This window comes from Flavobacterium panacagri (genome assembly GCF_030378165.1).
Classification (GTDB): domain Bacteria; phylum Bacteroidota; class Bacteroidia; order Flavobacteriales; family Flavobacteriaceae; genus Flavobacterium; species Flavobacterium panacagri.
On record NZ_CP119766.1, the window covers coordinates 5600461 to 5616482 of the forward strand.

Annotated in this window: 12 protein-coding genes and 1 tRNA gene; 6 read left to right on the plus strand and 7 right to left on the minus strand. The window is 34.2% G+C overall.

Features of this window, described 5'->3' with window-relative positions; translation table 11 throughout:
* Positions 1–306: 306 nt before the first annotated feature.
* The 7 genes from P2W65_RS23690 to P2W65_RS23720 all read right to left on the minus strand — a co-directional run bounded on the left by P2W65_RS23690 (position 307) and on the right by P2W65_RS23720 (position 8931).
* Positions 307–1206: a phosphatase domain-containing protein gene (locus P2W65_RS23690; protein ID WP_289661960.1), complete on the minus strand. Its 900-nt coding sequence runs from the start codon at positions 1204–1206 to the stop codon at positions 307–309.
* Positions 1207–1217: 11 nt separating this feature from the next.
* Complete coding sequence (locus tag P2W65_RS23695; RefSeq protein ID WP_289661963.1) at positions 1218–2402, minus strand: hypothetical protein; 1185 nt, start codon at positions 2400–2402, stop codon at positions 1218–1220.
* A gap of 3 nt (positions 2403–2405) precedes the next feature.
* Positions 2406–3683, minus strand: coding sequence for a class I SAM-dependent methyltransferase (locus P2W65_RS23700; RefSeq protein WP_289661965.1), 1278 nt, complete (start codon positions 3681–3683; stop codon positions 2406–2408).
* A gap of 506 nt (positions 3684–4189) precedes the next feature.
* Positions 4190–5215, minus strand: coding sequence for a T4 RnlA family RNA ligase (locus P2W65_RS23705; protein ID WP_289661967.1), 1026 nt, complete (start codon positions 5213–5215; stop codon positions 4190–4192).
* A 322-nt stretch (positions 5216–5537) separates the two neighbouring features.
* Positions 5538–6083 carry a hypothetical protein gene (locus P2W65_RS23710; protein ID WP_289661970.1) on the minus strand — a complete coding sequence of 182 codons (546 nt, stop codon included), beginning with the start codon at positions 6081–6083 and terminating at the stop codon, positions 5538–5540.
* Positions 6084–6338: 255 nt separating this feature from the next.
* Positions 6339–8579, minus strand: coding sequence for a hypothetical protein (locus P2W65_RS23715; protein ID WP_289661973.1), 2241 nt, complete (start codon positions 8577–8579; stop codon positions 6339–6341).
* A 234-nt stretch (positions 8580–8813) separates the two neighbouring features.
* Positions 8814–8931, minus strand: a tRNA-OTHER gene (locus tag P2W65_RS23720).
* A 289-nt stretch (positions 8932–9220) separates the two neighbouring features.
* Here P2W65_RS23720 and P2W65_RS23725 point away from each other — a divergent pair.
* From P2W65_RS23725 to P2W65_RS23750, 6 genes are all read left to right on the plus strand, one after another.
* Positions 9221–9835 carry an HD domain-containing protein gene (locus P2W65_RS23725; protein WP_289661975.1) on the plus strand — a complete coding sequence of 205 codons (615 nt, stop codon included), beginning with the start codon at positions 9221–9223 and terminating at the stop codon, positions 9833–9835.
* Positions 9836–10084: 249 nt separating this feature from the next.
* Positions 10085–11122: a helix-turn-helix transcriptional regulator gene (locus P2W65_RS23730; protein ID WP_289661978.1), complete on the plus strand. Its 1038-nt coding sequence runs from the start codon at positions 10085–10087 to the stop codon at positions 11120–11122.
* Positions 11123–11343: 221 nt separating this feature from the next.
* On the plus strand, positions 11344–11802 hold the full coding sequence (locus tag P2W65_RS23735; RefSeq protein WP_289661980.1) for a MarR family winged helix-turn-helix transcriptional regulator: 459 nt from the start codon (positions 11344–11346) through the stop codon (positions 11800–11802).
* 45 nt (positions 11803–11847) lie between these two features.
* Positions 11848–14238 carry a 3-hydroxyacyl-CoA dehydrogenase/enoyl-CoA hydratase family protein gene (locus P2W65_RS23740; RefSeq protein ID WP_289661983.1) on the plus strand — a complete coding sequence of 797 codons (2391 nt, stop codon included), beginning with the start codon at positions 11848–11850 and terminating at the stop codon, positions 14236–14238.
* A gap of 78 nt (positions 14239–14316) precedes the next feature.
* Positions 14317–15498 (plus strand): thiolase family protein, encoded by a 1182-nt coding sequence (locus P2W65_RS23745; protein ID WP_289661986.1) that lies wholly within the window; start codon positions 14317–14319, stop codon positions 15496–15498.
* A 157-nt stretch (positions 15499–15655) separates the two neighbouring features.
* Positions 15656–16006 (plus strand): four helix bundle protein, encoded by a 351-nt coding sequence (locus P2W65_RS23750; RefSeq protein WP_289661988.1) that lies wholly within the window; start codon positions 15656–15658, stop codon positions 16004–16006.
* The last annotated feature ends 16 nt before the right edge of the window (positions 16007–16022 follow it).

The window sequence follows — 16022 nt, forward strand, 5'->3', positions numbered from 1 at the left end:
GCTAAGATGCTAAGGTTTTTTTCCTCTCTGTTGCCTTAAATTATTTATTTTTTGCCACTAAGGCGCTAGGACGCTAATGTATTTGCGTTTTAATCTCGCAATCCCGATAGCTATCGGGAGCGGAGTCGCAAAGTTTTTTTTCGTAAAGTTTGTCATTTCGACCGAAGGGAGAAATCGCACTAGAAACTCCGCACAGAATGTCGCCAATCTTTGTCGAATCCCGCGTGTGATTTCTCCTTCGTCAAAATGACATAAAGCGCGGAAAGACCTTTGCGCCTTTGTTACTCTGTCACTTTGAACCTTTTTTTAAAAATCTCCATAATACACCTGAAAACAAGGCAATTTCAAATCATTTCGCCAAGTATCTACTACCTGATTTCTATCGTCTAAAACAAATTCTACAAAGTATTTATCTTTGATCGATTCGTTATAGATTTCGGTTTTGATGATCGAATCTTTTCGGCTGTCTTTGGTTTTACGCATGATCAAGTCGTCGTATTCGATTTCGTGTTTTTCAAGGAAACGCAAGGTTGGTTCTTTGTATCGGTCTTCTCTTCCCGAAACCAAAAGTATTTGATATCCTAATTTCTTGTAATTTCTCAACACATTTGCTACCGGATTGTTGAGTTCATCTTCATCACATTTGCTGGCATCAAACGGATTTCTTCCATTCATTAGCGCAAGCGTTCCGTCAAGATCACAGATAATTGCTTTTGGCAAATCTGGGTTTTGGTCGCAATATTCCAGGTTTTTTTCCACCTTTTTTATCGGGCTAAAATCGAATTTTTCTTTGGTTTTCTGCAATTGGTAATACATGTTTTCGATTACCTTTTTTGGCACTTTTCGGTCTCTTTTGCTATTTCGGCTAAAAAGTTCTTCCAATGGCAAATCAAACATTTTGAATTCGATATTGGCCATTTCTGAAAATTCAGTTACTGGCTGTTTTAGGTATTCTGCCTTAACATTACAGGTATCCAAAATCACATTCCATCCGTTTGAAAGTAGGGTTTTGGTCTGGACATTGATAATTTTAGAAATCATATTTTCAACCGATGGATCCATCACTTCCTGAAATTGAGAAAACCTGATTTCATCACGACTAATTCGCATGGTTTTGGCTTCAGTTCTCACTTTCCATTCTGCAAACGTACTTTTTCCTGATGCCGGACAACCGACTAATATCGTTAATGTTGGTATCTTTTTCATTTTTGTACTATTTATAATCTTGGATCTAATGTTTTTTCTATTTCTTCATTATTGATTCTCTTCAAAAGAAGCAACCGCATTAAATAGTTTTCTTCTCCTAAATCTTTATACGGAATCTGAAGCATTTTCTGGTTGATTTCCCAGCCGTTTATAGACTGTTCCAGCTTCTTTTTTACGTTTCTTTTATCCAAATAATAATCAAAATCTTGATGGAAATTCACTCCGTAAATCATCGTCAGGTAATTGTTATTTCTGACTTTAAAACACGGTGGCAAACCTTTAATGTAATTCTGAACTGGCTTAATCATGATTCCTTCTTCGTTTGCTTCTGTCAGTTTTTCGAAAAAAGCATACATTTCTTTTAGCTTTTCTTCTTTATTGGAAGCTGTAATTTCCAAATGCAAAAACGGATCATCGTTAATCATTTTATAAGTCAAATTGCTGTTTAGCATTATTTCCTCGCCCGAAATTTTTACTTCTTTTAAAATCGTAAACGGTTTAAAACAAATTTCGCCTTCTGTTCCAAAAGTATCAATCTGATTTTTGAACACGTTTAATGACTCTTGCTGTTTATTCAAATCCGGAATTTTTACTGCCTGCAAAGCATCATACTGACGGATAATATGCATTTTGTGCTTGCCTGCAAATTCCTTTCTGGAAAGTTGGTTTTTATCTGAAACATAAGCTGTAAAGTCCTGATCTTTTTTGACATTGTTTAATTTTTCAATCAATCCCAAATCTTTTAAATAAGAATTGTGTGTCTGCAAAGCCTCATAATAACCTATAAATTCTTTTTCGATTAATCCGGCTCCCAAAACTTTCCATGGCAACAATTCAGAGGCAATCAAAAGAGTTTCGAATTCAGGGAAATCAATTAGCATTTTTGCATGTAAATCTTTCAGGCTATCAATCGCTTTTTCAATGTCAATATGATCTATTTTGTGGCCATTTCTCGAAACGAAATAGGTTTCTTCAATATTTCTTTTTAGATAAATGGTGCAGTACGAACCCATGTATTTCTTTTGAACTACAAATTCGTTAACACCGTTTTCCATATAATACTGAATCGCTGTTTCGATGCTTTCAATCTCGTTTCTTTCTTTATTTTTTGGCGCAGGCGAAATGGTTGGCGAAAAATCATTGATTTTATTTTGGCAAAACCACTCTATTCTGTTTCTTACTTTATAGTCTAACATTTTCTACTTTTTTTGAATGATTACAGCGCTTGTTGGATAAACTCCTTTTACACAATCTCCTACTCCGTGAAATGTTTTCGGATTTGGAAAAATTTCATTTATAAACGTTACAAATTCTGCATTTGATAATTCGAAATCATGATCGTCGTGTCGAAATTCTTCAGTCAATTCGTAATTTACATTAAAAGCCTTGTCTGGCGTTGTAACAAACAATTGGGTAAAATTTGTATTGTCTCTAATCCAGATCAACAACTCTTTTGCGTCTTCAACCGAATTGTGTTCAATTACTTCACTTAAAATAATCTGTCCTTCAAAATCTTTAAGTTCTGCCAGATTTTCTGTCCAGATTAAATTGTCTGTTCTTTCTGATTCCTGAATTTTATCGGCAATGTGTTTGAAATCAACTTCGTCATACGCATAATAATCCGCTGTAAATCCTTTTTTATAAAGCATTTTATAATACTGCAATTCGCCACAGCCAAAGTCTAAAACAGCTTCATCAAAATTAATTTTACCGCAGATAAATTCTTTTCTGGACTGATGCGTGTCTGTAAATCCAAACTGAACTTCGTTATCAAAATAAGCTTCCAACTGCGGTTTAAATTTCTCAAACTGCACCGGAGAACGCATAATTCTTTTTATGAAAAGATAAAAAACAAAGTACGGAACACCGGTAAGATTCGTAAACATGGTTATATGCTTTTGAATAAAATAATCATCAATGAAGGTGTACACTGCATATTTGTTGGTAAAATGGGTAAATAATGCCACCAACGAAAACTTCTGCATGGCCTCTCTTACCGTAGACCCTTCGATTTTTAATTCGAAATTGTTTCCTATTTTATGAACCAGCGTAATTCCGTCTATGTATTTTGACAAAAGGTATTTTTCGTTTTTATACCAGTTGGAATCTATAAAAAAAGTTGGAACCTCTATTGTACATTTCGCTGTATCCACTTCATCATAGTTTTTCTCTAACCATGGAATCACTGTTTCGTCTAAAACTTTATTTTCTTTATACAAATGATTGAAAAACTCCGTCATCATGTTCAATGCCAATAACGGACTGCAATAGCTTTGAAAATCAATTTGATTTCCTTCTTCCGGCAGATAGCTGTTTTTACCGTCCAGAAAAACACAGTGATATTCGTTTTCAGCGATTACATTTCCAATTACGATTCCGTTTTTCAATTCCTTCAAATAAAGCCCCTGGTCTGTATTTGGGTTTTTATAAAGAATATCTAAAAAGTATTTATTATCTGATTTAAGTTTAATAATCATGGCTTTTTGTTTTGTTTGACAAATATATTTTTGTCACTGCGCAGTTATTTTGCGTAGTTAGAAATTAATTTTTAAAAAGTGCACACGATGTGCAAATTTTTATATTGATACTTCTCAAAGTCCGCCTAATTAGACGCGGATTTTACAGATTCGCTAAAGCGAAGACACGGATAAAAACGGATTTTTTAATAATTTAAACAGAAAATCAGTTTTAATCCGCGTTTTTACGAAGTAAATCCGTTTTATCCGCGTCATAAATACGCTTTATCAAATCATTAGTATGTTAAAAATGTAATCTAATATTGATTGGTCTCAAAAATAGTTTCAAACTATGTACTTTAGTGCATTTCGCTTTCAGCTTCTAAAAATTTTTTTACCGCAAATTGCACAAATTTTCGCAAATTAATTTGTGTGAATTTGTGTAATTTGCGGTTGAAATTAAGCTTTACAACCTTACAGACTTTAAGTTTGCCAATCAAACCTATGGACTTCAAGTCCATACTGGTTTAGTTTTCTTCTTCTTCTTCTCTATTAAAAGGTTTTTCATGCTTTGGACGAATCATTTTCCAGATTGTCTCTGAATAATCTCTGTTGTCCAACATTCCAAATAAAACATTTGGATATTGACAGGTTAAAAAATAAAAAGCAGTTTCTTTTCGGGATTCTAAAACTCTGAAATCCAATTTGCATTGCTCTTCAATCGCTATAAATTCTTTTTCCAAATCGGCTTTTGTCTGCTTAACCCAGCTGAAAAATTCATCAGGAACACGTTCCAGAATTTCTTCCATTGATTGCTTTGTTTTTAAATATTCCCAGATATTCAAATTCGAAACCTGAGTAATGATTCGGTGCAAACGCAGGTATTCGTCAAATTTAATTTTTACACGGAAGTTGTTTGCATATTTGATAATGAAACCTTCTTTGTTGGCCAATTCCATTTCTTTTAAAGTCTCAATATCTTTAATTCCGTGGTATTTTTCAACAACAGGAAAACCAATATCTTCCAACGGAAATTCTTCTGCTGAATTGGTATCAATAATCGCCAGCAAAACCAACTCTTCTGATGCTCCGTAATCTAAAACAATACGGTTTTCAGGATAAATAATTTCGAACAAATAGGTTTTGGTTTTATCCAAAAGCGACCATGAATCTTTATATTTTCCGTGAAGCATTTCATTTGCTTTATCTGACTGTTCGCTGGCAAAAGAGCCTCTGCTGGCCATAAAAGGAACATTTTCTATCCAGTATAAAATACCCAACGAGCCGTCCATTTTATCGTAAACTTCAAAAGGGGATTCTGGAAGAACCTGATTTTCTATTTCGCCTAAGTTGAAAAACTTTGGAAAAGGTCTTGCCACAACATTTAAATCTTTATCTAAAATAAGACCACGACAAGCAATGGTAATTTCGTTCCAAACTCTCTCAAATTGGGCATTTTGAGTATAATTATAAATGTACAAATCGTGTTCAGGGTGTTTGTTTACCCTTACATAGTTTGCCGAAATCATTTCTTTTAAAAGCGTTGTATTCATTAGTTCTTTCCTTTGAACAAAGATTCAAAAGCTACTGCGCAGTTATTTTGCGTAGATTTTTTATTTCTCGAAAAGTCGCACAGTTTGTCATTTCGACCGAAGGGAGAAATCACACTAGAAACTCCGCACAGAATGTCGCCAATCTTTGTCAAATCCCGCGTGTGATTTCTCCCTTCGGTCGAAATGACAAACTTTGTGGTTACTGTAACCTCAAAGATTTTTTTCACGCTCTCGATAGCTATCGGGATTGCAGATTTAAACAGATTTTCTCCTCTTTTTATATACTGTTTCAATTAAGTTACTATTGCATATATTATAAATTCTATCTAATTCTAAACATAAGTTCATATTTTAAATATTCCCTCAAATTATTTCCAAACATAATAATATCGGCACCCCAGACAGAAATAACTGGCGATAGATATTTATCTTCAAAAACCACGAGAACACGATGATGATGCATTGGTATGTATCCTACTATTTTTGAAACATCAAAACCAGCCTCGGTTAAAACACTTTCCGCTTCAATTTTATTATCATTAAGCTCCTCAATGATCCATCTCGATTTTTCGTAATCTTCAGGATATTGATAAAAGAAATGATCCTCAGAATATTCTATATCTGACTCATCCTCCGGATTAATTGAAATGGTTGGTCTATCTAAATTAGAAAAAAGCAAAAGCATTTCTCTATATTCCCAGGGAAAATCAAATCCAAATAATATTTGCAATTGATCAATTTCTTTTCTGCTGATACCGTTTACAAGTTTGCTATCAGGTTGAATTTGAAATCCGTAAATGTCATTGTAAAGTTTTATTTTTTGAAGCCTCTTTTCTATTTTATATTTAAGGTCTTTGATTGTCATCATCTTTCTATTTTTTAACCTGCGTTCGATTATTATATGCTTTTAATTTACTTATTTTCAAACGTTTATATTACAGCGTTTTCCTGCAAGGTCTTTTTTTGACCTTGTAGGTATTGTTCTCTTGATATCCAGATACCTACAAGGTTTTAAAAACCTTGCAGGAACTAAAAAAATATTTTAAATCAACCAATTAATAATCGAACTCAGGTTTTTTAAATAAAAACCACGAACTCAATTAAGAATCCGCGGTTTCTGTTTTTAATCTATTAATAATTGCGTCACCACTGCTGGATTCATCGCCCATTGCGCTGTGTAAACCTCATCGGCAATTTCATTTTCGGTGATTGTCAAACCTTGAGCTTCCGCTTTAAGCTGTAACAAACTACCAATATTCAATTTGCTGTTTAGTTTTGCCAATAGCGCCTGAACGCCTTTGAAATCCAATCCACCAACAACCTGACCTCCGAAAGTCATCTCTAACCAAACGATTTCTCTTTTGGCTACATCCAACACTCCAAAAACCAAACCTTTGGCAACATTCTGCGTCACACGAACCTGATGATCTACAAACGACGGATCGTAGGCAACACCAGTTTTCTCCGAAATTTTCATCGGATATTTACTGTTCATCCAACCTACAACTAGATTTGGCGTAATACTTCCGTTGCTGTAAGCGTTGCAAGTAAAAGTTACAAATTTAGCTTTGGCTTTCGCCAATTCGTCGATGTTGATATTGATATATTCGGCTGTTCCAATTTTATTCGGAATGCTTCGGATATCACCGCTATGCTGACAACCTGTAGTTGTCAATCGGCTGAAAGAACAAATATCGGCTTTATCTTCATAAGCGATATGACAGCTCAAATCCATATCTAAATGTTGTGCAGGAAGATCTTTACCCCACTGCATAAACAATCGTACTTCGTTACCTTCAACCGGGAAACGTGTTCCCATTAAGGCAACTGGCAAATCCTGAACGGTTTCGCTTCGATCTCCTATAGAAACCGGAATATTAAACAATTGCGGATCGATATAGATCGTTTTGTTGGTGTTCGTCATTTTCGCAAATCGTTTTTTCATGGCTAAAAGACACAATTCTTCGATTTGATTTTTCATTGCTTCCAACTGAAAATCTTCGTACAACTTCAATAAAGCATTTGCTTCAATTCGTTTGTTTGTTCCACCCAAAGGTTTCACACTTCTCTGCATGTTTTTATCAAAATAATTTTGAGCATACATGTTTAATGTAAACACCAATCGAGCCGGAACTTTATCGATGATTTCTTCAAAATGAGCGATTGTTTCATCAGCTCCAAACCATAGCATATTCGAAAATAACGAACGGGCAAATAATCCCGGACGCTGTTTCAATAAGGCAAATGTTTTATCCGCATCAAATTTCAATCTTGACGAATCTACTTTACTTTGCCAAACATCGTACACTTGGTTGTAGAATACATCCATTAAAAAGTTCAATTTCTCAAATCCTTTTCTTTTGCTGTATTCTGCCAAACGCAACGCTCGGATAAAACGAACCCACATTCCTCTTTTTGGATGCATGGTTTCGCACATTGCTTCAACGTCCATGTTCATATTGTTCAACCAATTTGCGACCATTAAACATTCTTTTCGAGAATATTTAAGTTTCAAATCTTTTTGAGATGCAATTCTCGCTTGAACGCTTGTATCTAAAACATTATGGAAATGCTGTGCATTTTTTGATGTTCTTTTGATAATCGTTTTTGGCTCGATAATCTGAAGCATTCCTGTGTTTTTGTACCATAAGTATCGCAAGATATCTGTTGGCGTTTTCAAAAACTGAGACGCTTCTGCTTCTTTACCATTTTCGATCAAAAGATCGATAACCAGCATTAAAGTTTCCTTCATTGCTACTTCTGTTTTTGGTAAAGGCAAATATTGCATTGCCATTTTTAAACTATCTACCTGAGTAGCGTCTAAAGCGGTTTTAGATTGCAATAATGAGATATAGAAATCATTTAAATCTTTTTCTGACCACAATTCCAGCATTTTTAATTTGCTTCCTTGTCCGATATTTTCCAGTTTTCCAAATTCAAACGGAGTTCCACAGAATGGGCAACCGTTGTATCTTTCTAATGGAAAAGTATTATCAGGGATAATATGACCGCATTGTAAAGTTGTTCCGTTTTTAGTCTGGAAAACATTTCCGAAAAAAGTGATAATATGATCTACAACAGATTCGTTGGTTGGGATATTCCATTCTTTTATTAATGGCGTCCAGTTTTTATCTGTTCCTACAACTTCTCTCAAAACTTCTAAAACCTCGATTTTATATTTTGGGTTTACGTTGTTTAAAGCATGAAGCAATGACTCAGAAAATGTAAATCCAAGTTTTGAAAGATTGGCTAACAAAACGGATGTTGTTCCTGACAAATTTTTAACGTCATTCGTAATCATTTCTGACGGAATGAAAATAGCATTTTGACGTAAACTGATTTTTAATAATTCTTTTGTTTTCATTTTTTTAATTTTTAAAATTTAGATAATTGCGTTTCTGAGTTCTACCTAAAAGATTTTGAAGTAAGAAACACTTGACCTGAAATTGGAGTGTAATGGATTAACTAACAAATTATCGGATTGGAAGTAGTAAGTTAATCTTGACCCTCATTTTTTATTAATGATGATTTTAAAACTTGCCGGACTCGAACCGGAGTAACCAATTGTCTGAAGTAAGTTTTAATTGACCATTAATTGTGGAACAGGTGGGATTCGAACCCACGACCCGGACATTAAAAGTGTAAGAAGTAAATTTTGATTGACCTTTGATGGATAATTTCAAAACTACCTGCTCTAACCGCTGAGCTACTGCCCCAATTATGATTATAAAATAAAAAGGTAATCGTATAAGTGTGTACATTGGAAAGTGTTTTCGAAGTAACTTAAACTTGACCTGTTTTATTCTTTTTCTATTTCTATGAACGTTTGTTTTTTATTTCTGAACAAAGATTTTAAAACTAGTACGCAATTATTTTGCGTAGTAAAATTTTTGTTTCATTTTTTAGAAATACTATTTGTTTTATTTCTTGAACAAAGATTTCAAAACCACTACGCAATTATTTTGCGCAGTAAAAAAAGAATTTTAAATTTGATTAAAAAACAAGATGAATTTAAAAGAAATTTATTCTGATTTACTATCTAATATTGGCTTTTCAAAGAATGAAATTCAGCATAACTGGTTGGATTTAGAAAAGATATATTCCGAAAAATCAAGGCATTATCATAATCTCACGCATTTAAAAGAAATGATTGAGAGTTTTGAAATTTATAAAGACAAACTTCAAAATCCCGATGAAATATTATTTTCAATCTTTTATCATGATTTTGTGTATTCGGCTTCCAAAAAAGATAATGAACTCAAAAGTGCTGAATATGCTTTGTCTGTTTTACCTGAAAATGTCAATCTAAATAAACAATTAATTTTTGACGCAATTTGTGCAACACAACAGCATCAGCAAAATGCAACTGAAGATATTAATTGGTTAATCGATTTTGATTTGAAAATACTCGCTAAAGATTGGGAAGATTATAAAATCTATTTTGAACAAATTAGAAAAGAATATCGCATTTATCCTGATTTTCTCTACAAACCTGGACGTGCTAAAGCGTTGAAGCATTTTTTGGAGAATGAGTTTATTTTTCAAACTGATGAGTTTAGGAGTTTGTATGAGGAAAAAGCAAGAATTAATATTGAAAAAGAGATTTCATTATTAACGTAAATGCGTGAGGGATTGAGGCGGTATCCTTTTGTGAAATGAAATGGAACAAAAGATATAGCCGAAAGCCCGACCCGGAGGGGCACGCCCAAAATATATAACACGGAATTAATCTCTCAAAGTCGCAAAGTCGCAAAGTTTTGTTTCACGCAGATTAGGCAGATTTAAGCAGATTTTTAAAATCCTTTTAATCTGTGGCATAAAAAATAAAGTCTTAGCGTCCTCGTGCCTTTGTGGCAAAACAACAGAAAAATGTCACAAAACAAAAATGCCTTAATTCGATACAAAACGATTGACAAATGCCTTCAGAATAAATACAGGCAATGGACACTAGAAGATTTAATCGAAGAATGTTCAGAAGCTTTATTTGAATACGAAGGCAGACAAAACCCAATCAGTAAGCGAACCATTCAAATGGATATTCAGCTGATGCGAAGTGAAAAACTCGGTTATAATGCACCAATCGTAGTTTACGATAAAAAGTATTATAAATATGAAGACGAAGATTTTTCAATAACCGATATTCCACTGACGGAAACCGATATGAATGTTTTGACCGAAACCGTTTCGATGCTGAAACAGTTTAAGGATTTCTCTTTATTTAATGATGTTTCTGATATTCTACAACGATTAGAGGACAAAATCTATTCAGAAAAGTCCAATACCAATCCTGTAATCTATCTCGATAAAAATGAAAAACTAAAAGGACTGCATTATTTGGATGAAATATATCAGGCGATTATCAAAAAAATGGTTTTGGTTATTACCTATAAATCTTTTAAATCCAGAGACGAAAGTAAATTCCATTTCCATCCTTTTATCTTAAAGGAATTCAACAACCGCTGGTTCTTAATCGGGAAGAAAAAAGCCTCACAGCCTATAACCAATTTAGCTTTGGACAGAATTAATTCTATTGATTACGATTTTAATCATCCTTACTTAGAAGAAGATTTTGATGCTGATGATTATTATAAGGATGTAATTGGCGTAACTGTGAATTCAGGATTAAAAGCAAGACGTATTGAATTATGGGTTGATGCTTCGAATGCTCCTTATGTAATCACAAAACCTTTGCATACTTCTCAGCGATTAATCAAGGAAAATGAAGACGGGAGCGTTATTATACATATATATGTAATCCCAAATTATGAAATGGAACGGCTTCTATTAGGATTTGGAAGCTGTTTGGAGATTTTAAGGCCAGAAGGTCTGAGAAATCGTATGAAAAAGACTCTTCTAGATGCTATTTCACGCTACGATTCTGACGAACGAATTGAAAAAAATACATAATTTTTTACATAATAAAGAATTTAATGCTTTTTAAAAACCAAAAAGAGATTTTTACCGCATTAAAAATGTTAAAATACAAAAAAAGAATAGTATATTACACTTAAAATAAATAACCAAAACCCTCTAAATCAGGGATATTTTATAACTAACCAAAAAATTATTAAAAAATTATATGCATGCATAGTATTTTTTAGTTATATTTGAAATCGATATAGTTACCTATGAAAGACAAAACGATAGATTATATTTTGAGAGCAACTTGGCAGGCTGTTTCAAGAATGTATAATGAAGAAGCTGCTAAATACGACGCAACAATGGCGACAGGATTTGCTCTTTTAAGTATGGACAAGGAAGAAGGAACTCCATCAACCGCTTTAGGCCCGAGAATGGGCATGGAAGCAACCAGCTTAACAAGAACCTTAAAATCTATGGAAGAGAAAGGTTTAATAGTTCGCAAAAAGAATCCAAGTGACGGCAGAGGTGTTTTGATCTACCTGACTGAGTTTGGAAAAGAAAAAAGAGATTTATCTAAAAATACAGTTCTGAAGTTTAATGAAAGCGTTAGAAAACATGTTTCGGAAGAAAAGCTGAATCATTTTATCGAAGTTTCTGAAATCATCAATGAACTGATTCACGATAAAAACATATTTAATTCAACAGAAAACACAGAAAAGGAATAGTCTAAAAAGTCATTCTTTTTCTCCTACAAACAAATAATAACAAGTATGAAACGCACAATTAAAAAAGTTGCTGTAATTGGATCCGGAATCATGGGTTCAGGTATAGCTTGTCATTTTGCTAACATTGGTGTCGAAGTTTTACTTCTTGACATCGTACCGCGTGAACTGACCGAAGCTGAAGCTAAAAAAGGATTAACACTTGAAAGTAAAGCCGTTCGCAACCGTGTGGTAAACGAACATTTGGCGAATTCATTAAAATCGAAACCATCTCCTATTTACAGTCAGAAATTCGCAAACAGAATTACGACTGGAAATACGACAGATGACATGGCAAAAATTGCCAATGTTGACTGGATTATCGAAGTTGTTGTTGAGCGTTTAGATATCAAAAAATTGGTTTTTGAACAAATCGAGAAATTCCGTAAACCGGGAACTTTGGTTACTTCTAATACTTCTGGTATTCCAATTCACTTTATGAGCGAAGGAAGAAGCGAAGATTTCCAACAACACTTCTGCGGCACACACTTTTTTAACCCTGCGCGTTACTTAAAATTATTTGAAATTATTCCTGGCCCGAAAACTTCTACTGAAGTATTGGATTTCTTAAACGAATACGGATCTAAATTCTTAGGAAAAACTTCGGTTGTTGCTAAAGATACTCCGGCGTTTATTGGAAACAGAATTGGTATTTACGGAATCCAAAGTTTATTCCACTTGGTTAAAGAAATGGGATTGACTATCGAAGAAGTTGATAAATTGACTGGACCAGTAATTGGTCGTCCAAAATCGGCTACTTTCCGTACGGTTGACGTTGTTGGATTGGATACTTTGGTACACGTTGCCAATGGTATTTATGAAAACTGCCCGAACGACGAACAACACGAATTATTCAAACTTCCTGATTTCATCAACAAAATGATGGAAAATAACTGGTTAGGAAGCAAAACTGGACAAGGTTTTTATAAAAAAGTAGATAAAGAAATTCTTTCTTTAGACTTAGATACATTAGAATACCGTGCTGCGAAAAAAGCAAATTTTGCAACTTTAGAATTAACTAAAACTATCGATAAACCTATCAATCGTTTTAAAGTTTTAGTTAAAGGAACAGATAAAGCGGGAGAATTCTACCGTAAGAGTTTCGCTGGAATGTTTGCGTATGTGTCAAACAGAGTTCCTGAAATCTCAGACGAATTATACAAAATTGACGATGCCATGAAGGCTGGTTTTGGATGGGAAAATGGTCCATTCGAAATCTGGGATGCTATTGGTGTTGCCAAAGGAATTGAAATCATGAAAGCTGAAGGTTTAGAGCCTGCTGCATGGGTTACTGAAATGCTGGCTTCTGGAAGCGATAGTTTCTACTCTGTAAAAGAAGGAGCGACTTATTTCTATAACATTCCAACGAAATCACAAGTAAAAGTTCCTGGACAAGATTCATTCATTATTCTAAACAACATTCGCGAAAGCAAAAAAGTTTGGAGCAATAGTGGTGCAATCATTCAGGATTTAGGAGACGGAATCTTGAACTTAGAATTCCAATCTAAAATGAATACCATTGGTGGTGATGTACTTCAAGCTATCAATAAAGCAATCGACTTATCTGAAAAAGAATATCAAGGTTTAGTTATTGGTAATCAAGCGGCGAATTTCTCTGTTGGAGCTAATATCGGAATGATTTTCATGATGGCGGTTGAACAGGAATACGACGAATTGAACATGGCAATTAAATTGTTCCAAGACACCATGATGCGTGTTCGTTACTCTTCTATTCCAGTTGTAGTAGCACCTCACGGAATGACTTTTGGTGGCGGATGCGAAATGAGCTTACATGCTGACAAAGTGGTTGCCGCTGCAGAAACGTACATGGGATTAGTTGAGTTTGGTGTTGGTGTGATTCCTGGAGGTGGTGGTTCTAAAGAAATGACTTTAAGAGCATCTGATTTGTTCCGCAAAAACGACGTAGAATTGAACGTTCTTCAAGAGTATTTCTTGACAATTGCAATGGCTAAAGTTTCAACTTCTGGTTATGAAGCTTTTGATACTGGACTTTTGCAGCATGGAAAAGATGTTATCGTAGTAAACAAAGATCGTCAGATTGCTGAAGCTAAAAAACATGCCTTATTAATGGCAGAAGCTGGTTATACACAACCTATCAGAAGAACGGATGTTAAAGTATTAGGAAAACAAGCTTTAGGTATGTTCTTAGTTGGAACAGATCAAATGGAAGCAGGAAAATACATTTCTGAGCACGATAAGAAAATCGCCAACAAACTGGCTTATGTAATGGCTGGTGGTGATTTATCTGAAGCAACTTTAGTATCTGAACAATATTTATTAGATATCGAACGTGAAGCTTTCTTGAGTTTATGTACAGAACGTAAGACTTTAGAGAGAATCCAATATATGTTAACTAAAGGAAAACCACTTCGTAATTAGAAAATAGAACAAAGAGAATAGAATATAGATTCAAGACTTTGTAAAGTCTATTTTCTATACTCTTAAAAAACAAAACAAATGAAAACAGCATATATAGTAAAAGCATATAGAACAGCAGTTGGAAAAGCTCCAAAAGGTGTTTTTAGATTTAAAAGACCTGATGAATTAGCTGCAGAAACCATTCAGTTTATGATGGATGAACTGCCTGATTTTGATAAAAAACGTATCGACGACGTTATGGTAGGAAACGCCATGCCGGAAGCAGAACAAGGTCTTAATGTTGGACGTTTGATCTCTTTGATGGGATTAAAAGTTGAAGACGTTCCTGGTGTTACAGTAAACCGTTACTGCGCATCTGGATTAGAAACTATCGGAATGGCAACTGCTAAAATCCAATCAGGAATGGCAGATTGTATCATTGCAGGTGGTGCAGAAAGCATGAGTTATATCCCGATGGGAGGCTACAAACCAACTCCGGATTATAAAGTTGCCGCTGCAGGTCACGAAGATTACTACTGGGGAATGGGTTTAACTGCTGAAGCGGTTGCCAATCAATACAAAATCTCTAGAGAAGATCAGGATGAGTTTGCTTACAACTCTCACATGAAAGCCTTAAAAGCACAAGCAGAAGGTAAATTTGATAAACAAATCGTTCCGATTACTGTTGAGCAGACTTTCATTAATGAAAATGGTAAAAAAGAAACTAAATCATACGTTGTAAACAAAGACGAAGGACCAAGAGCAGGAACTTCTAAAGAAGCTTTAGCAGGTTTAAGACCAGTTTTCGCTGCTGACGGAAGTGTAACGGCCGGTAACTCATCGCAAATGAGTGATGGTGCAGCTTTTGTTTTAATCATGAGCGAAGAAATGGTAAAAGAATTAAATCTTGAGCCAATCGCTAGATTAGTAAACTTTGCTTCTTCTGGTGTTGAACCAAGAATTATGGGTATCGGTCCTGTAAAAGCAATTCCGAAAGCTTTAAAACAAGCGGGATTAACATTAAATGATATTGAGTTAATTGAGTTAAACGAGGCTTTTGCTTCACAAGCTTTAGCAGTAACTCGTGAGTTAAATATAAACCCTGAAATTGTAAACGTAAACGGTGGAGCAATTGCTTTAGGTCACCCTCTTGGATGTACAGGTGCTAAACTTTCTGTTCAGTTATTTGACGAGATGAAACGCAGAGGTAATAAATACGGAATCGTTTCAATGTGTGTGGGAACTGGGCAAGGAAGCGCTGGAGTTTACGAGGTTCTTTAAAAAGAGAATAGAATATAGAATAAAGAGAATAGATGTTTTTCTTTGAGAATAAAAAGATTTACTTTTTGTAATGATAAAAGATTCAAAAGTGAATAAAAAAAATAGTATTAATCTTACTTTTTTTTTATTTTAATTTCTTACATTGACTCAAAAAAACATGAAACATAATTATAAGAACTTGAAGATTTGGAAGATCGGAATTGCGATTGCTAATGACATTTCAGATGTATTAATAGAATTTCCAAAACACGAACGATACGATTTGAGTTCTCAAATAAGCAGATGTTCGGTTTCGATGCCTAGTAATATTGCAGAAGGATCTTCAAGAACCGATAAATCTTTCAGTCACTTTTTAGACATTTCTCTTGGCTCTTCATTTGAACTAGTTACACAATTATTGATTGCTAAACATAGAAAATATATAAACGAGATACAATTTAACCAATTAGAAATTAAAATAGAAGAATTCCAAAGAATGACAATGAGTTTTCAAAACGGACTAAAGTAAAAGTCTATTTTCTATA